The sequence below is a fragment of the Bradyrhizobium sp. HKCCYLS1011 genome (assembly GCF_051167795.1).
Lineage (GTDB): Bacteria > Pseudomonadota > Alphaproteobacteria > Rhizobiales > Xanthobacteraceae > Bradyrhizobium.
Genome location: NZ_JBNPTT010000005.1, coordinates 744,805 through 768,244, shown reverse-complemented (window position 1 = coordinate 768,244; position 23,440 = coordinate 744,805). Strand labels below are relative to the sequence as shown.

At 64.8% G+C, this 23,440-nt stretch carries 24 protein-coding genes; 4 read left to right on the top strand and 20 right to left on the bottom strand.

The features are described from left to right. Window positions 1–543 precede the first annotated feature (543 nt). Entirely contained in the window at window positions 544–1,716 is a 1,173-nt protein-coding gene (locus ACQR1W_RS20545) for a tlde1 domain-containing protein (RefSeq protein WP_434852482.1), read from the bottom strand. Window positions 1,717–2,087: 371 nt separating this feature from the next. On the opposite strand from ACQR1W_RS20545, the gene ACQR1W_RS20540 reads away from it, so the two are divergent. After that, complete coding sequence (locus ACQR1W_RS20540) at window positions 2,088–2,894, top strand: FkbM family methyltransferase (RefSeq protein ID WP_434852481.1); 807 nt, start codon at window positions 2,088–2,090, stop codon at window positions 2,892–2,894. An 11-nt stretch (window positions 2,895–2,905) separates the two neighbouring features. Here ACQR1W_RS20540 and ACQR1W_RS20535 read toward each other — a convergent pair whose 3' ends face one another. The 3 genes from ACQR1W_RS20535 to ACQR1W_RS20525 all read right to left on the bottom strand — a co-directional run bounded on the left by ACQR1W_RS20535 (window position 2,906) and on the right by ACQR1W_RS20525 (window position 6,000). After that, on the bottom strand, window positions 2,906–4,423 hold the full coding sequence (locus ACQR1W_RS20535) for a glycosyltransferase family 39 protein (RefSeq protein WP_434852480.1): 1,518 nt from the start codon (window positions 4,421–4,423) through the stop codon (window positions 2,906–2,908). Beyond that, window positions 4,420–5,553 carry a glycosyltransferase gene (locus ACQR1W_RS20530; RefSeq protein WP_434852479.1) on the bottom strand — a complete coding sequence of 378 codons (1,134 nt, stop codon included), beginning with the start codon at window positions 5,551–5,553 and terminating at the stop codon, window positions 4,420–4,422. Before ACQR1W_RS20530 ends, ACQR1W_RS20535 begins: the two co-directional genes overlap by 4 nt. Window positions 5,554–5,802: 249 nt before the next feature. Further along, complete coding sequence (locus ACQR1W_RS20525; RefSeq protein ID WP_434852478.1) at window positions 5,803–6,000, bottom strand: hypothetical protein; 198 nt, start codon at window positions 5,998–6,000, stop codon at window positions 5,803–5,805. Window positions 6,001–6,160: 160 nt separating this feature from the next. On the opposite strand from ACQR1W_RS20525, the gene ACQR1W_RS20520 reads away from it, so the two are divergent. Continuing rightward, complete coding sequence (locus ACQR1W_RS20520) at window positions 6,161–6,985, top strand: DUF72 domain-containing protein (protein ID WP_434852477.1); 825 nt, start codon at window positions 6,161–6,163, stop codon at window positions 6,983–6,985. Window positions 6,986–6,996: 11 nt separating this feature from the next. Further along, complete coding sequence (locus ACQR1W_RS20515; RefSeq protein ID WP_434852476.1) at window positions 6,997–7,458, top strand: DUF488 domain-containing protein; 462 nt, start codon at window positions 6,997–6,999, stop codon at window positions 7,456–7,458. Between the two features lie 6 nt (window positions 7,459–7,464). Here ACQR1W_RS20515 and ACQR1W_RS20510 read toward each other — a convergent pair whose 3' ends face one another. The 16 genes from ACQR1W_RS20510 to ACQR1W_RS20435 all read right to left on the bottom strand — a co-directional run bounded on the left by ACQR1W_RS20510 (window position 7,465) and on the right by ACQR1W_RS20435 (window position 22,407). Beyond that, a complete protein-coding gene (locus ACQR1W_RS20510; protein ID WP_434852475.1) occupies window positions 7,465–8,778 on the bottom strand; it encodes an adenylate/guanylate cyclase domain-containing protein in 1,314 nt (437 codons plus the stop codon). 27 nt (window positions 8,779–8,805) lie between these two features. Beyond that, on the bottom strand, window positions 8,806–9,966 hold the full coding sequence (locus ACQR1W_RS20505; protein WP_434852474.1) for an ABC transporter permease: 1,161 nt from the start codon (window positions 9,964–9,966) through the stop codon (window positions 8,806–8,808). After that, a complete protein-coding gene (locus ACQR1W_RS20500) occupies window positions 9,963–10,898 on the bottom strand; it encodes an ABC transporter ATP-binding protein (RefSeq protein ID WP_434852473.1) in 936 nt (311 codons plus the stop codon). Before ACQR1W_RS20500 ends, ACQR1W_RS20505 begins: the two co-directional genes overlap by 4 nt. After that, window positions 10,895–11,674: an HlyD family secretion protein gene (locus tag ACQR1W_RS20495; RefSeq protein WP_434852472.1), complete on the bottom strand. Its 780-nt coding sequence runs from the start codon at window positions 11,672–11,674 to the stop codon at window positions 10,895–10,897. Before ACQR1W_RS20495 ends, ACQR1W_RS20500 begins: the two co-directional genes overlap by 4 nt. Further along, entirely contained in the window at window positions 11,671–12,369 is a 699-nt protein-coding gene (locus tag ACQR1W_RS20490; protein ID WP_434852471.1) for a TetR/AcrR family transcriptional regulator, read from the bottom strand. The genes ACQR1W_RS20495 and ACQR1W_RS20490 overlap by 4 nt, the downstream gene beginning before the upstream one ends. A gap of 76 nt (window positions 12,370–12,445) precedes the next feature. Continuing rightward, the gene (locus tag ACQR1W_RS20485; RefSeq protein ID WP_434852470.1) at window positions 12,446–13,726 is read right to left on the bottom strand and encodes an alpha-glucosidase/alpha-galactosidase; all 1,281 of its coding nucleotides are present in this window, start codon (window positions 13,724–13,726) and stop codon (window positions 12,446–12,448) included. 110 nt (window positions 13,727–13,836) lie between these two features. Continuing rightward, entirely contained in the window at window positions 13,837–14,862 is a 1,026-nt protein-coding gene (gene adhP, locus ACQR1W_RS20480; protein ID WP_434852469.1) for an alcohol dehydrogenase AdhP, read from the bottom strand. 83 nt (window positions 14,863–14,945) lie between these two features. Continuing rightward, window positions 14,946–15,350: a DUF4189 domain-containing protein gene (locus ACQR1W_RS20475; RefSeq protein WP_008969760.1), complete on the bottom strand. Its 405-nt coding sequence runs from the start codon at window positions 15,348–15,350 to the stop codon at window positions 14,946–14,948. Between the two features lie 168 nt (window positions 15,351–15,518). Then, window positions 15,519–17,123: an NTP transferase domain-containing protein gene (locus tag ACQR1W_RS20470; protein WP_434852468.1), complete on the bottom strand. Its 1,605-nt coding sequence runs from the start codon at window positions 17,121–17,123 to the stop codon at window positions 15,519–15,521. Further along, the gene (locus ACQR1W_RS20465) at window positions 17,120–17,821 is read right to left on the bottom strand and encodes an XdhC family protein (protein ID WP_434852467.1); all 702 of its coding nucleotides are present in this window, start codon (window positions 17,819–17,821) and stop codon (window positions 17,120–17,122) included. Before ACQR1W_RS20465 ends, ACQR1W_RS20470 begins: the two co-directional genes overlap by 4 nt. Window positions 17,822–17,823: 2 nt before the next feature. Then, complete coding sequence (locus ACQR1W_RS20460; protein ID WP_008970249.1) at window positions 17,824–18,147, bottom strand: XdhC family protein; 324 nt, start codon at window positions 18,145–18,147, stop codon at window positions 17,824–17,826. A gap of 19 nt (window positions 18,148–18,166) precedes the next feature. Then, a complete protein-coding gene (locus ACQR1W_RS20455; RefSeq protein WP_434852466.1) occupies window positions 18,167–19,366 on the bottom strand; it encodes a vWA domain-containing protein in 1,200 nt (399 codons plus the stop codon). Window positions 19,367–19,505: 139 nt separating this feature from the next. Beyond that, the gene (locus tag ACQR1W_RS20450) at window positions 19,506–20,414 is read right to left on the bottom strand and encodes an AAA family ATPase (RefSeq protein ID WP_434852465.1); all 909 of its coding nucleotides are present in this window, start codon (window positions 20,412–20,414) and stop codon (window positions 19,506–19,508) included. Window positions 20,415–20,448: 34 nt separating this feature from the next. Then, window positions 20,449–21,306, bottom strand: a complete 858-nt coding sequence (locus ACQR1W_RS20445; protein ID WP_008970322.1) for an FAD binding domain-containing protein — start codon at window positions 21,304–21,306, stop codon at window positions 20,449–20,451. Window positions 21,307–21,337: 31 nt separating this feature from the next. Continuing rightward, window positions 21,338–21,823: a (2Fe-2S)-binding protein gene (locus tag ACQR1W_RS20440; RefSeq protein WP_434852464.1), complete on the bottom strand. Its 486-nt coding sequence runs from the start codon at window positions 21,821–21,823 to the stop codon at window positions 21,338–21,340. 137 nt (window positions 21,824–21,960) lie between these two features. Further along, window positions 21,961–22,407 (bottom strand): SRPBCC family protein, encoded by a 447-nt coding sequence (locus ACQR1W_RS20435; protein ID WP_434852463.1) that lies wholly within the window; start codon window positions 22,405–22,407, stop codon window positions 21,961–21,963. 218 nt (window positions 22,408–22,625) lie between these two features. Between ACQR1W_RS20435 and pcaD the strand changes: the two genes are divergently transcribed. Further along, the gene (gene pcaD / locus ACQR1W_RS20430) at window positions 22,626–23,408 is read left to right on the top strand and encodes a 3-oxoadipate enol-lactonase (RefSeq protein WP_434852462.1); all 783 of its coding nucleotides are present in this window, start codon (window positions 22,626–22,628) and stop codon (window positions 23,406–23,408) included. The last annotated feature ends 32 nt before the right edge of the window (window positions 23,409–23,440 follow it).

Here is a 23,440-nt window from a genome sequence, read left to right as displayed (position 1 = left end):
GGGCTCAGATCCTGCGACGGGCGGTTGGTGAGAACCGCCCGTTCGCACTTCTTGGCACATTTGGAAGACACAAGAGCGCGAAGCAGCCGTTAGAACCATTGCGCAGGGAAGGCCGGATGTCCGGCTCGTACCTGTGGTGACTGCCGCCTGCATTTTCTTCTGCAGGCGGGCCATGGGTGTGGGCTAACACCCGGCCTTCCCTGCACCCTCTTCTGAGCTAGAGGGTCACAGCTATAGCAAGACTCGGACACAAGGTGCCGCGAGATGGCGGACGTATGCCCGCTGCTGTTTGAAGCGTGGATAGGAATGTACGAAGATTCTTTCCGGCGTCATTCCGGGGCGCGCGGAACGCGCGAGCCCGGAATCCATACTCCCCGGCAGATGTTGTTGAAGCAGGCTTGGTCTAAGAGCGTGCCCTACATGCCGGCCTGTGGTTATGGATTCCGGGCGCGCCCTTGTGGGCGCCCCGGAATGACCAGGAAGGCGCAGGATGGACATACAATACAGGGCAAGCGGCGCAATGGCCGCCCACCCTCATCCGCCTCAGTTGATGCGGGCGAGGACTGCGAGCTTGCGGATGCCCTTGTTCTTGTAGGCATCGAGGAAGGCGTAGTAGTCGCGGAACGAGACGCAGCCATTGGAATCGCCGTTCGGCCCGAGCATAAAGGTGTGCGCGAGCAGGCCGTCGCGGCCATGGATCGACTCGCTGCCGCCAATCGGATTGAGACGCAGCGCCGGCACACCGTGGAACAGCGCCTCGCGCGGCTTCAACTCATAGATATGCGGCGGGGTGACGCCGCGCATCCTGACGTTCTCCGAGCGCGGATTGTCGAGGTTATCGCCGAGGCCGGAATGCGCCTCGAGCTTGGTGCCGTCGGGCAGATAGACCATCTTGGCCGAGATGTCGTAGACCGCCGTCGAGCGATCATACGGCGGCTGGCCGCCGTGAGTCGGATCCTGGCCGATGCTCGCGGTAATGTTGGCGTCCGCCGAGGCATAGGCCAGCAGCCCGCCGTTCTGGTCGGGCTTGCCGCCCCAGAGCTTTTCTTGGATCGAATGGCGCTCGCCGGTGATCGACAGCACGGCCGCCTTGGCGCGCTCGGTCATCGCGCGGAACGTGCTCATGCCGGCCTTCGGTTCGCTGCCGTCAGCCGACGGCGCCGGCTGCGCCGCTTGCTTCGGATTGGCGAGCGCCAGCCGCATCGGCGGCCGCGCGTCCTTCTTCGGAGCCTCGGCCTTCTGAGCCTCGGCGACCTTCTCTGCCATCCTTGGCGGACCGGCGGGCTTCTCGTCGGAATCGGCGGCTTCAGCAAGCCGGGGCAACGGCGGCGGCGCTCCGTTGGCGGCGTTGGACGCGACGCCCTGCGGCACGGCAGCGGCAAAGCGATCGTTGAACATCTGCGACGTGATCGCGGGCACGCTGGCGACCTTGGCCATCACGGGCGCCGTGTCGGGGAGCGCCGCGAAGGCGTCATTGACGGCGTCCGATGCATTGCGCGTACCGATGGGCGACGAGAATTTGACCACCGGCTCGTCATAACCGTCGGTGCCAAGCGTCGGGTAGGCGCTTGCGGCGATGATCTTGGCGTAGACCAGAACGCCGCAACCCGCCACCAGACACGCGATTGCAGCGCCGCCGAACAGTTTGTGAGAAAACGCTTTCAGGGAAGATTTCCTGCGGTTTCGTGCAGCCAACGCAGCTCGACTGTTACTCATTTACTGACGCTCGGAACGGAGACTACGGAAACTCGAAACTCTCTTTTCGATGCGTCGCGGATCGCCCAACCGCTGTGCATCTCGCAGAGGCACGGAGCGTCATTAAGGCGACTTTTAGTTAAATGCGGATTAAGTTTTGGCAGATTGAAGGCGGGTTAACCATTTCGGCCTGTGTCGCCGGCAACCTGGGCGGAAACAGGGCGCAATTGCGACGAGCGCCGCGAATCGCCCCAATCCGTAGCCTGCCGGAATGTCCGCACCGACGGGCGGCCGGAAGCGGCATGGCACAGGAAACCAATCCCAGTAAGATGTCGCTGGCGATTCGTATGGCGTCCGCTTCCTACCGACACGGCACCCAAAAGGATTCGTAGATGCAGACCGTCGGACGCAAGCTTGCCTTCGTGCTGGCCTCGACCAACCACGGCACGATGATCGTCAACCGGCTCGACTATCGCATGGTGGACGCCACGCGCGGCTACGGCGTCGGCTTCCAGCTGTTGGAGACAGCCACCTTCGACCCCGGGGAAGTACAGCTCGCCGTTCGCATCCTGAGCCTGCGCCGCAAGCACTATGGCGACGGCGCGGTCGCCATCGACTGCGGCGCCAATATCGGCGTCCATACGATCGAATGGGCGAATGCGATGACCGGCTGGGGATCTGTGCTCTCGATCGAGGCGCAGGAGCGGATCTATTACGCGCTCGCCGGCAATATCGCGATCAACAACTGCTTCAACGCGATCGCGATCCATGCCGCGGTGTCTTCGGAAGCTGGGGTGCTCAAGATCCCGAACCCGAACTATCTGACGCCGTCGAGCTTCGGCAGCCTCGAACTGCGCCAGCGGCCCAATACCGAGTTCATCGGCCAGGCCGTCGATTACGCCAACGACACGGTCGAGGTGCGGAAGCTCCCGCTGGACGACTTCAACCTGCCGCGCTGCGACCTCATCAAGATCGACGTCGAGGGCATGGAGCTGGAGGCGCTCGAAGGCGGCAAGGCGACGATCGAACGCTGCATGCCGATCATGCTGATCGAGAAGATCAAGACCGACGCGGATCAGTTGCGGCAATGGCTCGACGGCCGCGGCTACAAGATCATCGAGGCCGGCATCAACATGATCGCAATCCACGGGCACGACAAGACGCTGGTCGACATTGCCCCGCAGCTGATGGCGGCCTGAGGCCCCTCGCCTCAGCGCTCCAATTCCGGCGGCGGCGAGTGGTCGATGACATCGCGCTTCGGGTGGCTCACCGCATAAAGCGCATAGGTCTCGATCACCAACGGTCCGCGCATGCGCGGTGCTTCCGCAACCTTGTCGATCTCGGCGAAGGTGGTGCTCGGATAGAAGCGGATCCCGATCTGCGCCTCGTCGACGAACAGCAGCGTGCCTTTGAGCTGTTCCGGATCGGGTTCGGGGAAATTGACCCAGCGGATGCGCTGGATCGGCTGCAGCACGCAGGTGCCGGGCGGCAGATAGAAGGAGAGCCAGGCGGTGGTGCCGTAGTCCATCGCCAGCACGCAAGTCGCGCCGACGCGGGCGCGCACCGCCTCGATCTGGTCGGCCAGCGGGCGCCAGCCGACGCCGACGCTACGGACCGTGGAGTCCCGGACGTAGCCCGACAGCCAGCCGGTGTTGGCCTGCACGATCAGGGCTACGAACATCACGATGCCGACCGGCGCGGCGAAGCGCAGGCAGAAGCGCACGGTCCGCTGCTCGCGCGGCCTCCACGGCACAAGATGTGCTGCGAATGCGGCGGCCACGACGAAGGCCGGATAGATCGGCGCGAACCAATTGGCCTCGACCCGGGCATGCAGCGAGTGCCAGATGAAATAGGCGACGATGACCCAGACCATCACGCTGACGAGCACCCGCCCCGCGGCCTCGCCCGCCTTGCGCGTCAGCAATGCGTAGACACCCATGACGCCGAGGATGAAGACGAGCGGCGTTGCAAACGCAAACTGGGTCGGGATCAGCTCGGCGATATAGGCGGGACGGAAATCCTCGATGCGGGCGCGCCCGAGCTGCTTGATGAAGGACACCCATTGATGCTCGGCGTTCCAGACGATCACAGGGCTGAAGATCGCAAGCGCGACCAGCCCGCCGAGATAGAGCCAGGGCGAGCGCAGCCAGTGCCGGAGCTTCGGCACGGCGACGAGCCAGATCAGGATCGCCGCGCCGAAGAACATCGCGGTGTATTTTGCGGTGAGCGCAAGTCCGGCGGCTGTGCCGACGCCGAGCCACCATGCGCCCCGCTCCGTCTCCAGCACCTTGGCGCAGCAGAACAGGACGAAGCTCGATGCCACCAGCAGCGGCGCATCCGGCGTCACGATCATGGTGCCGACCGCGGCCATCAGGGTGACGTTGAGCAGCAGCGCGGCGGTCGCGGCCACCCGCACACCGCCGAACAGGATCTCGGCCGTGCGATAGACCGCATAGCACATCGGCAGCGCGAGCAGGATCGAGACCAGCCGTACGCCGAGCTCGGTATCGCCCGCGACCAGGGTGCCGAGCCGAATCACGAGCGCGACCAGGGGCGGATGGTCGTAATAGCCGAAGGCCAGATGCTTCGACCACATCCAATAATAGGCTTCGTCGAAGGTGATCGGCGTCACCGCAGCCGCAACCAGCCGCAGCACGGTCAGCGCGACAATGGTCAGCCAGACGTTGCGGACCAGCCGCGCGTCCTCGGCCGCGGCGGCAGAAATCATCGCTTGCGCCAGACGAACAGCCCGGAGATCGCGTAGTTCCAGACCACGCCCATCAGCGCGCCGGCAGCCCCCGCCAGCCACCAGATCGGCTCCTGGTCATAGACCGAAAAGGCCACGCCGACATTGGCAAGCAGACCGACCGAGCAGACGACATAGAACGCGACGAGACCGCGCAGGACGGCCAAGCCCCTCAGCCGTTGGTCGCGATAGGTCAGAAAGTTGTTGAGGATGAAGTTCGAGGTCATCGCGGCGAACGCGCCGATCGCCTGCGCCTCGGTAAACGGCAGGTCGAATAGCTGAAGGCCGAGAAACAGCGTGCCGAGATGCACGAACAGGCCCGTGCCGCCGACCATGGCGAACAAGAGGAAGCGCAGCGACACGGCATCGTTGGTCATCTTGGCCAGCACGAGGCCGAGGAAGTCCAGCGCGACCATCGAATCGAGCTTGCTTTCACCATGCAGGCGCGAACCGAACGTATAGGGAATTTCCACCGTGCGCAGGCCGCCCTCGGCGCTGGCGACGATGTCGAGCAGGATCTTGAAGCCCTGAGTCGAGAGTTTCGGCGCAATCTGCTCGAAACGGTCGCGGCGGATCATGAAGAATCCGCTCATGGGGTCGGCGATCTCGACCCGGAGCAGGCGGCGGGCGATTTCGGTGGCGAAGGCGGAGGCCCCTGCCCGCTGCTTGTCGAAGCTCGCCGCGCTGCCGCCCTCGATATAGCGGCTACCGACCACGAGCTCGGCGGCACCGCTCTGGAGCAGCGCCAGCATCTTCGGCAGTTGCGTCTCGTCATGTTGCAGATCGGCATCGATCACCGCGGCATAGGGCGCGCTAGCGGCGAGAATGCCCTCGATGCAGGCGCCGGAGAGCCCGCGGCGACCGATACGACGGATGCAGCGGACGCGGCTGTCGGTCCGCGACAGCTCCCGCACCACCTGCCAGGTGTCATCAGGCGAATTGTCGTCGACGAAAACGACCTCCCACGGCAGGTCCTTGAACGCCGCCTCCAGCCGCTTGTACAGCGTCACGACATTATCGCGCTCGTTGAAGGTCGGAACAACGACCGTCACGATCGGAATGGCAGCGGATTGCAGCGGCACGGCCCCGGCCGGTCTGATGGCTTCGTTCATGGCGGGGATGCGTATATCCGCCGCACCCTGCCATGCCAAGCTCGGGGCCGTCCCGGATGCGCAAAAAGCCTCAGGTGTGACGGTGCGAGATACCGCCCAAAATGCCAACGACCACAAACAAAGGGCGCGCGTACATCCGGCGCAGCCGCTCTGCCGTGGTCGTCCCAGCAACGGAGCCGGTCAGGGCTCAACGTCGCCGTTAGAAGCTAGATAAGAGGCCCAGTGCGATCCGCAAGGGGCGATTTCGGCCTAATTGGGAACTTCCCGCACCACTGGCCCACGCGGTGTCGGCGTGATGGGCACGGTCTGAACCGGCTGGGCCGGCACCTCGACCCTGGCCGGAGCAGGTCGAGCAAACGGCCCCACCGGAACGTAATAGAAGGCCGCCGCGAGCACGATCGCCGCGACAATGAAGCCAAGAACGCCGCCAATGGATTCCGATGTCATCCGAATGTGTCCCCGTCGCCCCCGCGGCCTGGATATCACGGAACCTCGGCGGCTTGAAAGAGTGTCACGGCGATACCGCCCAACTGGTCAAGATCGCAGGGTTTGACTACTCTCTCCACTCAATCCCCGCCTCTTCCCTCGGAACAACGGAACCTCTTCCGTGAGCAAAGCCCCCGCGCGCGCCGCAAAGCAAAAAAGCCACATCTATATTGGAATCGGCGGCTGGACGTTTGCGCCCTGGCGCGGCGTATTCTACCCGGAGAAGCTGCCGCAATCCAAGGAGCTGGAATACGCAGCCTCCAAGCTGACGTCCATCGAGATCAACGGCACCTATTACGGCTCGCAGAAGCCGGAGAGTTTTCGCAAATGGGCGCGCGAGGTGCCGGACGGCTTCGTGTTCTCGCTCAAGGGTCCGCGCTTTGCGACCAACCGCCGCGTACTCGCCGAGGCCGGCGACTCGGTCAAACGCTTCTACGACACCGGCGTGCTCGAGCTCGGTGACCGCCTAGGTCCGGTGCTCTGGCAGTTTGCGCCGACCAAAAAGTTCGACGAGGCCGATTTCGGCAAATTCCTGGAGCTGTTGCCGCGCGAGATCGACGGCCGCAAGCTGCGCCACGTCGTCGAGGTCAGGCATGACAGCTTCTGCGTACCCGGCTTCGTCGCTCTGCTGCGGGAGTTCGAGACCCCGGTCGTCTTTGCTGAGCACGGCAAATATCCGGCGATCGCTGATGTCGCCGGCGATTTCGTCTATGCACGGCTGCAGAAGGGCGATGACGAGATTGCGACCTGCTATCCGCCGAAGCAGCTCGACGCCTGGGCCAAGCGGCTCAAGACCTGGGCCGAGGGCGGCGAACCCGACGATCTGCCGCGCGTTGACGACAAGCCCGCCAAGAAGAGCCCGCGCGACGTTTTCGCCTATGTCATTCACGAGGGCAAGGTGCGCGCACCGGCCGGCGCCATGGAGCTGATCACCCGCGTAAGCTGAGGCAGAGCGAGATGGCCAAAGCCAAGACGTTGTTCACGATCGGATATGAGCAGACGCCCGCCAAGGCCGTGCTCGACGAGCTGCAATCCGCAGGCGTGAAGCTTCTGGTCGATGTGCGCGCGATCGCAGCATCGCGTCGGCCGGGCTTTTCCAAGACCCAGCTCGCGGCCGGTCTCGACGAACGCGGCATCGGTTATGTGCACCTGCGTGGGCTCGGCACGCCGAAGGAGGGCCGCGAGGCCGCACGCAGCGGTCGCTACAGCACGCTCCACAAGATCTACAACGCCCATCTGAAGACGCCGCAGGCAAAAGAGCAGCTCGACGAACTATCCGCGCTGGTGAAGACGGCCGGCCCGATCTGCCTGCTCTGCTACGAGCGCGACCACAGCCACTGCCACCGGCAGCGGATCGCCGAGATCATCGAGGACCGCGATCATGTCAAGGTCGAAAACCTGGTCGCGCCGCAAACGTGAGCCTGGCTAGCTCAATTGCCAGACATCGACGCTTCGGTCATAGCCGCGGACTGCGACCTGCCCATGCGGCACCGCGTCGTTGCCTTCCTCTCCGATCGCGGCGCGCACGTCGGACGAGATCAGAAGCTGAGAGTTGAATTCCTTGTTCAGCGCCTCCAGCCGCGAGGCGAAATTCACGGTATCGCCGATCACGGTGTATTCCTTGCGCCGCGGCGAGCCGATGCTGCCGGCCACGACCTCGCCAAGATGAATGCCGATGCCGATCCGTAGCGGCCAGTCCGATCCGGCATTGACCTGCTCCATCGCCGCCACCATCTCGCGCGCTGCGGTCACGGCGTGCTGTGCCGCGTCCGGCGTCTCGAACGGCGCGCCGAACAGGGCCAGGAAGCCATCGCCGAGGAATTTATTGACGATGCCGCCGTGCCGCTCGAGGATATCGACCAGCACCGCGAACGCGCCATCGAGCCGGTCGACCACCTCCTGCGGCGTACGCGACCGTGAGGCCGCGGTGAAACTGCGGAAGTCGACGAACATCACGGCGACCTGCCGGATGTCTCTTGCTTCCGTCGGCCCCTCCTTCATCAGGCGCTCGACCACCTGGGGCGAGACGTGCTGGCCGAATAGGTCCGTGACGCGATCGCGCGCCGTTGCGGCATGAATGCTGGCCACGAACTGACGTCGCAGCTGGACGCCGACCGCGCCGGCCAGAATGCCGCAGAGCAGGATGATGAAGCTGCGCTCGGCATGGAAATAGATTTCGGGATTCCGACTGACATCGAGGATCGGACGATCAAAGAGCGCGACGGCCAGCAGCTCCGCAGCCGCCACGAATCCGGTGAAGCTCGACAGCCAGAAGTCGAGCCTCAACGTCGAAAGGATGATGAAAACGAAGTATGCCAGCGGCATGCCGAAGGCGAGCGCCTTGTCGAGACCGATGCTCTCGATCTGCATCAGCAGCACCAGCGTCGGCAGGGAGGTCTCGATCACGGCGCTGACATAGCGTCGCACGACCGGCACGTCGCGGCCACGCCCGATGTTCTTAAGGATCTCGGAGTGGATCCAGCCCTCGAACAGAATGAAAAGGATCAGAATTGCGTAGCTGGTAAGCGCTCTGGAGCCGCCGTGCCAGATCCACAGCATGATCTTCGGCTCGAAAATATCGACGAAGACGGTTATCGCGAGGAAGAGCGCCGCTGTGCCGATCAGCACCTTGACGCGAAGCAGCTCCGTGCCCATGACCTGACGCGTCAGCGCCTGGTTGAATCCAGCCGAAGCGACGGCCTCCTCTTTCTCGTCCCTGCCCCATCCCACGGTCGGCATCCATCCAGCTCTCCGAGCTATTCTGCCTCAATCGAGGGTGCGGCGGAAGCGAAGCACAGCGACCGTCATCGCAAACAGCATCAGCCCGAACAGGGCGATGGTGTCATATTGCAGGTTCTGCAAGGTCGATCCCTTCAGCATGATCGCGCGAACGATACGCAGGTAATGCGTCAGCGGCAGACCCTCGCCGATATATTGCGCCCATTGCGGCATGCCGAGGAAGGGAAACATGAAGCCCGACAGCAAAATGCTCGGCAGGAAGAACATCATCGACAGCTGCATGGCCTGCAGCTGGTTCTGCGCCAGGGTCGAGAAGGTATAACCGATCGCCAGATTGGCGCCGATGAACAGCGTCGAGAGTAAGGCCAGCAGGAACAAACTACCAAACACAGGCACGCCGAACAGCAGCACGCCGATGCCGATGATGATGGACGCCTGCAGGAAGCCAACCATCACGTAAGGCAGGATCTTGCCCAGCATCACCTCGACCGGCTTGATCGGCATCGACAGCAGGCTTTCCATCGTGCCGCGCTCGATCTCGCGCGTCACCGACAGCGCGGTGAAGATCAGCATGGTCATGGTCAGGATGGTGCCGACCAGCCCGGGCACAATGTTCAGCCGCGACTCCGCCGCCGGATTGTAGCGGGCATGGGCTCGAATCTCGAACGGCAGGGTTACGGGGTCACCGGTGTAGAGGTCGTGCGCGAGCGCGGTCTGCACGATGGTGCCCAGCGACGACAGCGCAGACGATGCAGCAACCGGATCGGTGGCATCAGCGGCGACCAGCAGCGCCGGACGATCGCCGCGCCGAACCGCGCGCTCGAAGCCGCGCGGGATTTCGACGCCGAACAGCACCTTGCCCGACAACAGGAGATCGTCGAATTCACTGACGTCATGGACCTCGCGGGTGAAGCGGAAATAGGCGGTGTTTTCCAGCGCTTTCAGGATCGAGCGGCCAAGATCGGAATCTTCCTGCAGCAGCACTGCGGCCGGCAGATGATGCGGGGTGGTGTTGATGGCATAACCGAACAGCAGGAGCTGCATGACCGGGATCATCACGATCATGGCGAACGACACCCGGTCGCGGCGGAGCTGAATGAATTCCTTGACCAGCATCGCGTAGGTCCGGTGCAGGAATCCGAAGCGGGGCTCGCCCGCATGTTCGTGCTGTGTGTCGACGGCGCTCATTGGAAATTATCCTTCGAGCGGTTCATCAGATCAATGAAGACATCCTCGAGCGACGGCGCCGCGTGCTGCCAATGCAGGCCGGGCTTGTCGCGCCAGGCCAGAATCGAGGATTCCAGCGCCGGCTTGTCGCGGCCGGAAACATGCAGGCTGGTGCCGAACGGCGCCACCATGTCGATGCCCGGCTGGCCCGTTAGCGCGTTGGCGACCTCCTGCAGATGATCGCCGCTGACCGTGTAGGTCGTGAGCGCCGATTGTGCGACGACCTGCTCCACCGTCCCATGCACCAGCAAATAGCCGTAGGCGATGTAGGCGATCTCGTGACAGCGTTCGGCTTCGTCCATGTAGTGGGTGGAGACCAGCACCGTCAGCCCCTCGGCCGCGAGCGCGTGGATCTCGTTCCAGAAATCGCGCCGCGCCTTCGGATCGACGCCGGCGGTCGGCTCGTCGAGCAGCAACAATTGCGGATTGGGCAGCGTGCAGGCACCGAGCGCCAACCGCTGCTTCCAGCCGCCCGACAGTTCGCCGGCGAGCTGGCCCTCCCTGCCGGACAGGCCAAGCCGCTTGACCATGTCGCGCGCCGCGCCACGCGGATCGCGCAGGCCATAGAGCCGCGCCACGAATTCGAGATTCTCCCGCACCGACAGATCCTGGTACAGGCTGAAGCGCTGCGTCATATAGCCGACCCTCCGCTTGATGAGGTCGGCGTCGTGCCGGATGTCGAAACCGAGGCAGGTGCCCTCGCCGCTGTCGGGCGTGAGCAGCCCGCACAGCATGCGGATGGTCGTGGTCTTGCCGGAGCCGTTCGGACCAAGGAAGCCGTAGATCGAACCGCGCTTCACCTGCATCGACAGATCGTGCACGACCTCGCGGCCGCCGAACGACTTGGTCAGGCCCTTGACGTCGATCGCGATCTCGTCAGGCGCGTGCGTCATCGTCGATCGGCCACTGGCGTCTTGGCATTGGGATAGATGCTGACCGGCTGGCCGACGCGCAGCGCATCGGGCCGCGACGGCCGGGCCTGGATCAGATACACGAGCTTGTTGCGCTCATCGAGGCTGTAGATCACCGGCGGGGTGTATTCCGCCGACGTTGCGATGAAATAGATCCGCGCGGTCAGGTCGGGCGCACAATTGTCGCAGGTGACGCGGACCTCATCGCCGATCGCAAATTTCGGCAGCTCGGTCTCGGAGACATAGAAGCGCAGCTTCATGTTGCCGGGCGGCATGATCGAGAGCACCGGCCGTTGCGCCGCCACCATCTCGCCCTCGCGAAAATAGATCTGCTGCACAGTGCCGGCGACCGGCGCAAAGCCCCGGCGGCGCGCCAGCCGCGTCTGCGACGTGACCACATGGGCCTCGGCGACACGCAACGCGGAGACCGCCGAATCCAGCGTGGCCTGGGTGCCGGCGCCGGTCTTGCTCAGTGCGGCCGCGCGGTCATAGGTCTGCTGCGCATTGGCCAGCGTCGCCTTGTTCTGGTTGAGGTCGGCCTGCTGCAGATCGTCATCGACCGAATAGAGGAGATCGCCGACCTTGACCTCGTCGCCTTCGCGGACGTTGAGCTTGGTCACCCGCCCCGCCTCGTCGGGGCTGACAAAGATCATGTCGGCCTCGACCCAGCCCTGATAGCCGGGATCGCGCTTGTCGTGACAGCCGTTCAGCGTGAAGGCGGTGACGAGAACAGCGAGGCAGTGCCAAAGGCCTGTCATGGCGCACTCCGTTCGCCAAAGATGAGATCGAGATGGGTCCGCAACATCGCCTCGGCATCGAGCGGCGAATGCCGCTCGAACAAGCTCTTCCACAGCACCGCAATCAGCACCGGCGCGACCATGATCTGCGGGAATTGCACAAGCTTGGACTGGCGGATCTCGCCCCTGTTGATGCCGAGTTCAATCAGAGCGCGCATCGCGGCGAGCCCGCGAGACACCACCTCGCGATAGTAGAAATCGGCGATCGCCGGGAAGCGCGGTCCCTCCGCCACGATCAGCCGCACGATGTCGCCGCGGCGCGTGGTCGCGACCTCGTGGATGAAGAGTCGCCCCAGCCCTTCGACCATGTCGCGCACCGATCCCGCGGGTGACGGCGGCGCGGTCAGGCGGTTCACGAACGGCACGATCGCAGTGCGGATCAATTCCTCGAACATCGATTCCTTGTCCTTGAAATGCAGATAGATCGTGCCCTTGGCGACGCCGGCCCGTTTGGCGATGTCGTCGAGCCGCGTCGCGGTGAAGCCACGCGCGATGAACTCCTCCATCGCGGCCTCGACGATGGCCGCGCGGCGTTCCGCCGCTCGCTCGGCGCGGCTCGACGACACCTCCGCCGTGCTGGCAGCGTGCCCTTCCCGCGCCCTCTTCCGCCGCGGAGCTTCTGGTGCAAGTTTTCGCGTCAGCTTGGCCATGATCATAATATGACTGACTGGTCAGTCATTGTCAAGACCGGCATGGCGGCTTCGGCCACGGCACGAGCGCATCCAGTTCGGCTCAGATCGACGGCCGAATGTAGGGGCGGTTGATCTCCCATAATTCGTCCAGCAATTGCCGCGCTGAGGTTGCGGAGTTCACGACCGGATCGATCAGTAGGGCCTGGAGCGCGATCTCCTTCGAGGCCTGCATCGCCGCCTGCACCGCAAGCTGCTGCACCTGGACCTGAATGGTCATCAGCTTCGCGATCGGCTCGGGCAGCGGTCCGAGCGAGACCGGATGGATACCCGCGCGATCGGCCACGACCGGCACTTCCACCGCAGCATCAGCCGGCAGATTGGGAATGGCATGCCGATTGTGGACAACGCCGGATTCGATCAGCTGCTTGCGATCGTGCAGCACGGAGGCGATCACAGCCACGGCGCGCTCACCCGAGGGCATCCGCCACCAGTCAGGGATCTCGATGCGGCCGGCCAGCACATCATCGATCAGGCGATTCAGCTTGGCGCGCTCACCCTCGTCCCAGTCGAAATTGTAGCCGCCCTCCCCCGCTTCCCAGCCATAGGCGAGATATTCGCCGACATGACCGTCGCCGCAGCCGAGCCAATGGCCGAAGCTGTGAAACAGCGCCCGCGTCAGCGGCGCCACCTCGGGATCGTGGCTCGCTTCCTTCTCGCGCAGCAGCGGATAAAGGTCGGCGCCGGTGTCGCGGTCAAGGATCTGCATCAGGCATTGGAAGTGATTGAGACCGGCGCCCCAGACTTCGACCCGGTCGTCCGGCAGTCCGAGGATCGACGCGACCTGGCTGCGGGCGATGAAGATGCCGTGACAAAGACCGACATGCTTGATGCGGCTGTGCTGCCCCAGCGCCAGGATGATGCGGCTCTCGGGATTGGAGAAGTTGATGAACAGCGCCTCCGGGCAGCGCGCCTCGATTTCGCGGACGAAGTCGAACACCACCGGCAAGGTGCGCAAGGTGAAGAACAGCGCGCCCGGCCCGCCATTCTCGCCCAGCGTGTGGCGGATGCCGTATTTGCGCGGCACCTCGAAGTCGTGCCGCCACAACCGGTTGCGGTCGATCGCGGTGGAATGGACGATGAAGCCGGCGCCATCGAGCGCGCTGCGCCAATCGGTGGTCGCCTCGATTGTCAGCCCAGCGCCGCTCCTCTCGTTCAGCAGTCCGGCGACGGCCTTGGCGCGCGCCAGTCGCTCGGCATCGCGCCCGACCAGCACCAGCGTGCTGCCTGTGAGCTCATGCGTCGAGAACAGATCCCGAAACATGCTGAGACCGAAGGACGCACTGCTCGCGCCCAGAAAAACGATCTTTGTCACCGCTGCCATGCCAGCATCGTGACAGCCGGAAACAACGGGGATGCTGATCCACATCAAAAAGGCTGCGGCGCATTTACTTGACGCCGCAGCCTTTATTGAACGTCCGCCGATCAGTCCCGTCAGGTGAAGTGGAGCACGATGCGGCCGTCGATCTTGCCGGCCTTCATCTTGTCGAAGATCGCGTTGATCTCCGACAGCGGCGCCGTCGTCACTTCCGCCTTGACCTTGCCATCGGCTGCGAATGCGATCGCCTCATCAAGGTCGCGCCGCGTGCCGACAATCGAGCCACGCACCGTGATGCGCTTGAGCACGACGTCGAAGATCGGTGTCGGGAATTCGCCGGGCGGCAGCCCGACCAGGCTGACGGTGCCCTTGCGACGGACCATATGCAGCGCCTGGGCGAAGGCCGGCGTCGATACGGCCGTCACCAGCACCCCATGTGCGCCACCGCCGGTGAGCTTGAGGACGCGCTCCACCGCGTCCTTGTCGAGTGCGTTGACGGCATGATCGGCGCCAGCCTCCAGCGCAAGCTTCAGCTTGTCCTCGGCAATGTCGAGCCCGATTGCTTTCAGCCCCATCGCCTTGGCATATTGGATCGCGACGTGACCGAGCCCACCGACGCCCGAGATGACCACCCACTCGCCCGGCCGGGTGTCGGTCTCCTTCAGCCCCTTATAGGTGGTGACGCCAGCGCACAGGATCGGCGCGATGGCAGCGAAATTCACATTGGCCGGCAGGCGCGCGGTAAACGCCGCGGAGGCGATGACATATTCGGCAAAACCCCCATTCACGCTGTAGCCGGTGTTGTGCTGGTGCTCGCACAAGGTCTCCCAGCCGGTCTCGCAATATTCGCAGCGCAGGCAGGCATCGTGCAGCCAGGCGACGCCGACCGCATCGCCGATCTTGAAGTCGGTCACACCAGGCCCCAGCGCGGCAACGACACCGGCGACCTCATGACCGGGAATGAACGGCGGCACCGGCTTCACCGGCCAGTCGCCGGAAGCTGCGTGCAGATCGGTGTGACAGACACCGCAGGCCTTCAACTTGACCAGCAGTTCACCCGGCCCAGGCACCGGAACCGGTACGTCCTCGATCACCAGCGGTTTGCCGAAGGCTTTGACGACGGCGGCTTTCATGGTCGACATGTGTCTGCTCCTCTCATCTCGAGGCGCAAACTAGCCAAAGCCGGGTGTTCCGAGCTTGATCGGTGTCAAGGGCGCCGCAGCAATCACCCCTTGCCGTCGCAGACCCAAGCGCGGATCACGCATTCCTTACCGCCGAATTTGTAGCATTCGCGCGTGGCCTCGTTGAGCGAGGTCGAGATCTTCGGCCTGACCGCATAGCCATGCGGCCCACAGGGATTAGTGAGATCGACCGAGAACGCCGCACACGCTTTCTTCATGGTCACGGCGGTGCAGTCGCCCTTGCACTGCTTGAGCGCCGCCGCCTTGGCGAGCGGCTCGGTCGGGTAGTCATAGGCCTGGCCATAGGCCGCGCATTTGCCGATGGCGAAGGCGCCGGCCGCATGGGCCTCGCTGACGACATGATCAGTGGCGAAGCGCGCGGCTCCGACCAGAACGGTCATGCCAAACGCAAACAGCGCGAACCGTCGCGCGGCGGTCGAAACAATCATCGAGATCCTCCCCCGAGGCCCAATGCGGTAAATCTAGCCGGGAGGACGTTTCAACTTGGTGAATGGGAGGTTGAAATGAGGGTCTCGTAGGATGGGTTGAGCGCAAGCGAAACCCATCAACGATCGAGGAGCGGGCACGGCGGTGGGTTTCGCTTCGCTCTACCTACCCTACGATCTGCGTGCCGCCTCGAGCGCCTGCGGCGTGTCGATATCGAGGAAGGCGGCATCGCCCTCGACCGGGACTTCGGCGACGGCTTCCGCATGCTTGGCGATGAGGTGGCGCGCCCCGACGTCGCCCTCGAGCGTCATCAATTCCTGGAAGAAGCGGCGTGACCACAGCACGGGATTGCCGCGCCGGCCCTCTGCGACCGGCACCACGATGAGGTTGCCGCGATCGGGCTCGAACGTGCCGATCAGCCGGTCAAGCAGATCGGAGGAAACCATCGGCATGTCGCCGAGGCAGACCACTGCGCCATCCGCGCTCTCCGGCACGGCGGCGATGCCGGCCTTCACGGAGCTGGCGAGCCCGCCGACGAAATCGGGATTGCGTACGAACCGGACGCGCAGGCCGGCAAGCGCCTGCTCGACCAGATCGGCCTGATGTCCGGTGACGACGATTACCTCGCAGGCCTTGGAGGCCAGCGTCTGCTCGGTGACGATCCGCACCAATTTCTTGCCCTCAAGCTCGGCCAAGAGCTTGTTCGGTCCGCCCATCCGGGTCGAGCGGCCAGCAGCGAGCACGATCGCTGCGACCTTGCGCGCGCCGTCAGGCTCGGGCTGGGCGCGGGGCTGCGGCCGCGTGACAATCTCCATCAGCAAGCCGCCGACGCCCATGGCCATCAGCTCGGCACGGGTCACCTTGATGCCCGCCAGCAGACGCATCAAAACCCAGTCGAACCCATTCTCGACCGGCGAGCGCGCACAGCCGGGCGCGCCGAGCACCGGCACGCCGGACGCGTTGCCGATCAGCAGGAGATTGCCGGGATCGACCGGCATGCCGAAATGTTCGATTTGGCCGCCGATGCCGGTGATCGCCGCCGGAATCACGTCGCGGCGGTCGGCAATGGCCGACGCCCCGAACACGATGACGAGCTCGGCGCCGAGCCCGAGCAGCTCCTCGATCGCGTCAGCCAGTGCTGCTTCCTCATGCGGCACCCGGCGTTCGGCGATGATGGCAGCACCTGCCGGCGCCAGCCGCTCGGACGTGACACGCAAGGTCTTGTCGATGACTTTCGGCGACAGGCCTGGCAGGATGGTCGACACCACCCCGACGCGCTTGATGACATAGGGCGCGATCCGGAGCGCGCCTGCGCCGGCCGCAATCACCGCGGCGTCCCGCAGCCGGCCCTCGACCCCGAACGGGATCAGCTTGACGGTGCCGACCATCTCGCCTTCGACCACCGGCTTGAAGGCCGGCAAGGTCGCGAAGGTGACGGCCTCGTCGACGCCATTGATGCGGTCGACGGCGGCACGATCGATCACCAGCACGCCGGCTTGCGCTGCGAACAGGTTGGCGCGCCCGGTGAAGGCCCGATCGACATGGATGCCATCGCCGGCCACCGCTCGCGCGATGCTGGCGGCGGCTTCGTCCTCGGACACGTCACCCGTCTCCAGGCGGACGACGACGATCTCCTTCACGCCCGCTTTGGTCAGCGCCTCGACCTCGGCCGGACCGATCGTGGTACCCTTCTTGAGCACCAGCGATCCTTGTCGCAGGGTATGCACGGTCACCCCGCCGATCGCCTCCGCCGGACTGGCCGGACCGAATTTCATGCCGCCTCTTCTTGCTGTTTGGGCGGCAGCCGCAGCGCGGCGGTGATCTCCGCCATGATCGAGACCGCGATCTCGGCCGGCGACACCGCGCCGATCGCAAGCCCGATCGGGGCACGGATCCGCGAGATGTCCGCCTCGGACGCGCCTTGCGCGCGCAGCCGCTCGGCGCGCTTGCCATGCGTCTTCCGCGATCCCAACGCGCCGATATAGAAGCAGTCGCGCGAGAACGCGTGCAGCAGCGCGGGATCGTCGATCTTGGGATCGTGCGTCAGCGCGACGAAAGCGGTGTAGTGGTCGATGTTGAGCGGCGGCAGCGCCACGTCCGGCCATTCGGCGATCAGCGGCACGTCGGGGAAACGCTCGGGGCTGGCAAAGGCGGTGCGCGGATCGACGACGGTCACGTCGTAGCCGAGCGAGCGTGCGATCGGCGCGAGCGCCTGGCTGATGTGGACCGCGCCGACGACGACGAGCCGCGCGGTCGGCGCGTAGACGTTCAGGAACAGCCTCTTGCCGCCGGCCTCGACCATGCCGCTCTTGCCCATGCGCAATTGCGCGGACAGCTCGTTGCGCAGCGGATCGGCGGCAATGTCCTTGGCCTTCACCAGCCGCTGCTCGCCCGAGGCGACATCGGTGACGAGAATGACGGGCCGCCGGGCGGCGCGTTCGGCATTCAACTCGGCGAGTGTTGCAAGCTTCATCGTCAGCCGACCTTCTCGACAAAGACGCGGATGGTGCCGCCGCAGGACAGGCCGACATTCCAGGCGGTCTCGTCGGCGACGCCGAACTCCAGCATCTTGGGCTGGCCGCTCTCGATCACATCCATCGCCTCGGTGACCACCGCGCCCTCGACGCAGCCGCCGGACACTGAGCCCAAGAACGTGCCGTCGTCATTGATGACCAGGCTCGAACCCGCGGGGCGCGGCGCCGAGCCCCAGGTCTCGACCACAGTGGCGAGCGCCACGCCATGGCCGGCCTTCTGCCAGTCCTCGGCGGCCTTCAGGATATCCTCGTCGCGGTCGAGCATGGATGCCTCCTTGCGGAATTCAGGCTGCGGAGCGGATCGCGCTGCGGTGATGCGGGGGCAGCGGGGATGACAGCGCCGAGATCAGCGCCGCAATCGACGTCAAGTTATGCACGGGCCGGAATTCGTCAACGTGGGGCAGCATCAATTTGATGCCCTGGGCCTTGGCCTCGAAACCCGAATAGCGCAGCAACGGGTTGAGCCAGATCAGGCGGCGGCAGGAGCGGTGCAGCCGGTCCATCTCGAAAGCGAGCTTGTCGTCAGCCTCGCGCTCCAGCCCGTCGGAAATCAAGAGCACGATCGCGCCCTGCCCCAGCACGCGGCGTGCCCACAGCTTGTTGAACGTGTGCAGCGAGGTCGCGATACGGGTGCCGCCGGCCCAATCCTCGACTGAGGCCGAGCAACTTGCCAGAGCCTCGTCCGGATCGCGCTGCCGCAATGCCCGGCTCACATTGGTCAGCCGCGTGCCGAACAGGAACACCGAGACGCGCTTGCGGGCATCGGTGATGGCGTGGAGGAAATGCAGGAACAGGCGGGTATATTCGCTCATCGAGCCCGAGATATCCAGGAGCGCCACAATCGGCGCCGGCTTCTCGATCCGCCCCAGCCGCTGGATGTTGATGATCTCGCCCTCGGTGCGCAACGCCTCGCGCAGCGTCTTGCGCATGTCGATCCGGGCGCCGCGCGGATCCGGCTTGTGGCGGCGGGTCTTGAGCTCGGCCTGCGGCAGCCGCATCCTCTCGATCGCGCGCGTCACCTCGGCGATCTCGGCCGCGCTCATCTGCGCGAAATCCTTCTTCTGCAGCACCTCGCGGTCGGACACCGAGAGCCGCAGGTCCTGCTCCAGCGTCTGCGGCTCCTCATGCATCTGCGGCTGCGCCATCGCCTCCTGGACCCGGCGCGAGGCCGGCTTCGGCTTCTTCTTGGCGTGGTCGGGCAGCGGCACCGAATCCAGCATCGACTTCCACTCTTCGGCAGCGCGAAAGAACAGCTCGAAGGCCTGGGCGAAAATCAGCGCATGCTCACGGCGCTTGACGAAGATCGATTCCAGCGTGGTGAAGACGTCGGCGCGCTTGCCGATGTCGATCGCCTCAAGCGCAGTCATCGCATCGATCACGGCCCCCGGCCCGACCGGCAGGCCGGCGGCACGCAGCGCGCGCGCGAAGCCCGCGATGTTGTCGGCGATGGCGCCGGTGGGAGGGGCGAGGTGGTTGATGGCCAATGTACGACTCCATCGACCCGTCATTTCGGGACATGCGAAGCATGGGCCCGGAATCCATAACCACGAGCGGGAGTATGGATTCCGGGCTCGCCCTACGGGCGCCCCGGAATGACGAGCGTTGTTGCGGGCAAGGGTGCCCTTAACTCTCGCTCGTCGCGTCCTTGATCACCTTTTGCAGCGCGTCGCCCTGCATCCGCGCAATGTCGTCCTGGTACTTCAAGAGCGCACCGATGGTGTCGCCGACCACCTCGGCCGTCAGCCCGCGGGCGTCCAGCTCGGTGAGCGCGGTGGCCCAGTCCAGCGTCTCGGCCACCCCGGGCGACTTGTAGAAGTCCTGGTCGCGCAGCGCCTGCACGAAACGACCGATCTGCTGCGACAGCCGCTGCGAGATGCCGGGCAGCCGCGTCTTGACGATCGCGAGCTCGCGCTCGGGCGACGGATAGTCGACCCAGTGATACAGGCAGCGACGCTTCAGCGCGTCATGGATCTCGCGGGTGCGGTTGGAGGTGATGATCACGATCGGCGGATGCGGCGCCTTGACAGTGCCGAATTCCGGAATCGTGACCTGGAAGTCGGACAGGATCTCCAGCAGATAGGCCTCGAACGCCTCGTCGGCGCGGTCGAGCTCGTCGATCAGGAGCACCGGGGCGCCCGCGACATCCGGCTCCAGCGCCTGCAACAGCGGCCGCTTGATCAGATAGCGCTCGGCGAAAATATCGGACGACAGCTGCTCGCGGTCGACATCGCCGCCGGCCTCGGCCAGCCGGATCGCGATCATCTGCGCCGCGCTATTCCACTCATAGACCGCGGAAGCAACGTCGAGCCCTTCATAGCATTGCAGGCGGATCAGCTTGCGCCCGAGCGCGGCCGACAAGACCTTCGCGATCTCGGTCTTGCCGACGCCGGCCTCGCCCTCCAGGAACAACGGCCGGCCCATACGCAGCGCGAGATAGGTCACCGTCGCCAGCGCCCGCTCGGCCAGGTAGCCGCGCGAGGATAGCAGCTCGAGCATCGCGTCGACGGATGCTGGCAATGAAGCTGCACTCATGCGCAGGCCCGCCTTTTGCTCGTCACCGCCGAGATCACGAAGCCGGCGCCTCCGGCTCAGCGGCCCCTTCTGATTCCGCCGACGCCTTGGCCTCGGCATTGGCGGCCTCGACCGCACGCCGCGCCAGCACGCCGATCAAATGGGCGCGATATTCGGCGCTGCCGTGGATGTCGCTGTTGAGACCCTCGGCCGGCACATCGATGCCTTCCAGCACCTTGGGCGAGAACCGCTTCTGCAGGGCTTCCTCGAACGCGGTGACGCGGAACACGCCATTGGCGCCGGCGCCGGTGACCGCGACCCGCACGTCCGACGGACGCCGCGCCACGAACACCCCGACCAACGCGTAGCGCGAGGCCTGGTTGCGAAACTTCACGTAAGCCGCCTTCTTCGGCAGCGGGAAGCTGACCTTGGTGATGATCTCGTCCGGTTCGAGCGCGGTTGTGAACAGGCCCTGGAAATACTCCTCCGCCTTCAGCTTGCGCTTGTTGGTGACGATGGTCGCGCCGAGCGCAAGACAGGCGGCGGGGTAATCCGCGGTTGGATCGTTATTGGCCAACGAGCCGCCGATGGTGCCGCGGTGGCGCACGGCCGGATCGCCGATCAGTCCGGCCAGATGCGCCAGCGCCGGGATCGCCTCGCCGACCGTGGCGGAGTTCGCCACCTCGGCATGGCGCGCGGTGGCACCGATCACGAGCGCGCGGCCCTTGACCTCGATCTCGTTGAGTCCCTCGATATGCGAGAGGTCGACCAGATGCGGCGGGCTCGCCAGCCGCTGCTTCATGACGGGGAGCAGCGTGTGGCCGCCGGCGATCAGCTTGGCGTCTTCGTTCTTGACCAGAAGATTGGCGGCCTGCCGCACCGTGCCCGGGCGGTGATATTTGAATTCGTACATGGGAATGTCCTGACGCGGGGATGCGCGGGAATTAGGCGAGGTCCGATTTTGCCATGGCCTTGGCGCCGGCGGCGATCGATTGCACGATATTCTGGTAGCCGGTGCAGCGGCACAGATTGCCTTCGAGCTCTTCGCGGATGGTCTCCTCGCTGAGATCGTGGCCTTTGCGATGCACCATGTCGACCGCCGTCATGATCATGCCGGGCGTGCAGAAACCGCACTGCAGGCCGTGATTCTCGCGGAACGCCTCCTGCATCGGATGCAGCGGCGCGCCATCCGGCGCCAGCCCCTCGATGGTCCTGACCTGGTGGCCGTCGGCCATCACCGCAAGGGTCGTGCAGGACTTCACCGCCTTGCCGTCGAGATGCACGACGCAGGCGCCGCATTGCGAGGTGTCGCAGCCGACATGGGTGCCGGTGAGACGCAGATTCTCGCGCAGGAACTGCACGAGAAGCGTCCGCGGGTCGACATTCGCCGTGACGGGGTTACCGTTCACAATCAGGGAAATCTTGGCCATTCAGAACTCTCTATCATCCGCGCCACAGCATTGCACTGCAGCACAGCCCGGCAAAATCAGTCGAAAACCATCATATGGGCCGAACCCGCGGCGGGCAACCTCGCGAGCCCTCAACCCAAATGACGTGTTGGATCGAATTATCCCTGCACGGCCTTGGCGAAATTGGCGAAAAACTCGTCAGCGAGCTTCTTCGCCGCGCCATTGATGAGGCGCTGGCCAAGCTGCGCCAGCTTGCCGCCGATCTGCGCCTCGACATTGTAGGACAGCAGCGTGCCATCGTCCTTGTCCGACAGCGCAACCGTCGCGCCGCCTTTTGCAAAGCCGGCGACCCCACCCTCGCCTTCGCCCGTGATCTTGTAGCCGTTCGGCGGATCGAGATCGCTCAACATGACCTTGCCCTTGAAGCGCGCCGAGACCGGCCCGACCTTCATCTTGGCGGTGGCGCGAAAGCCGTTGTCCTCGGTCCGCTCCAATTCCTCGCAGCCGGGGATGCAGGCCTTGAGAACCTCGGGATCGTTGAGCTTGGCCCACACGGCCTCGCGCGGTGCCGGCAGCTGAACCTCGCCTGTCATCGTCATCGCCATGTGGAAGCTCCCCGGATGGTTTGGTTTAGGCTATTCAACTAATGCACTGCCGCCACAAAGGAAAGGGTGCGATGCGAGCGGGGGCGATGCAGAATCGCGGGTGCAGCCGCACACTCGGCCCTTTGCAATTGGCACGGGCGAGCAGGAATGGTTAGGTCGCCCAAGAATCTGCATGATTCTGCAAAGTGGTGCTTCGCTTAGGACAAGGACCTTGCCCCATGCCGATGATCGATGCCGACGGCTGCCTCATCAACGTCACAGTGGAGGGCCGCGACGGCGGACCGACCTTGATGCTGTCGAACTCGCTCGGCTGCACCCTGCAGATGTGGGAGCCGCAGATGCGCGCCTTCACCCAGGTGTTCCGGGTGATCCGCTATGACCGGCGCGGCCATGGCCGATCCAGCGTCCCGCCCGGCCCCTATTCGGTCGAGCGATTCGGGCGCGACGTGCTCGCGATCCTCGATGATCTCAACATCGAGAAGGTGCACTGGTGCGGCCTGTCGATGGGCGGCATGGTCGGGCAATGGCTCGGCGCCAACGCGCCGGAGCGGCTCGGCAAGATCGTGCTTGCCAACACCACCTGCTACTTCCCCGATCAGACCATGTGGGCCAACCGCATCAAGGCGGTCAAGGAAGGCGGGCTCGCCGCAGTCGCCGACACCGTGATCGCGAGCTGGCTCAGCCAGGACTTCCGCGATCGCAACCCGATTGTCGCTGGGCAAACCAAAGCGATGCTGCTGGCGACGCCGGTCGACGGCTACCTCGCCTCCTGCGAGGCGCTGCGGACGCTCGACTTGCGCGAGGCGCTGCCCAAGATCAAGAGCCCGACGCTGGTGATCGCGGGCCGCTTCGACAAGTCGACGCCGATCACGATGGCTGAGGCGATCCGCAGCCAGATCGCCGGCGCCAGCATGACCATCCTGGATGCCGCGCACATCTCCAATATCGAAGCGACGCTCGCTTTCAACGACGCGGTGCTCGGCTTTCTGACCCAGCGCTGAGTTCGGCTCGTACGAGCTTGATCAAAGTCAAC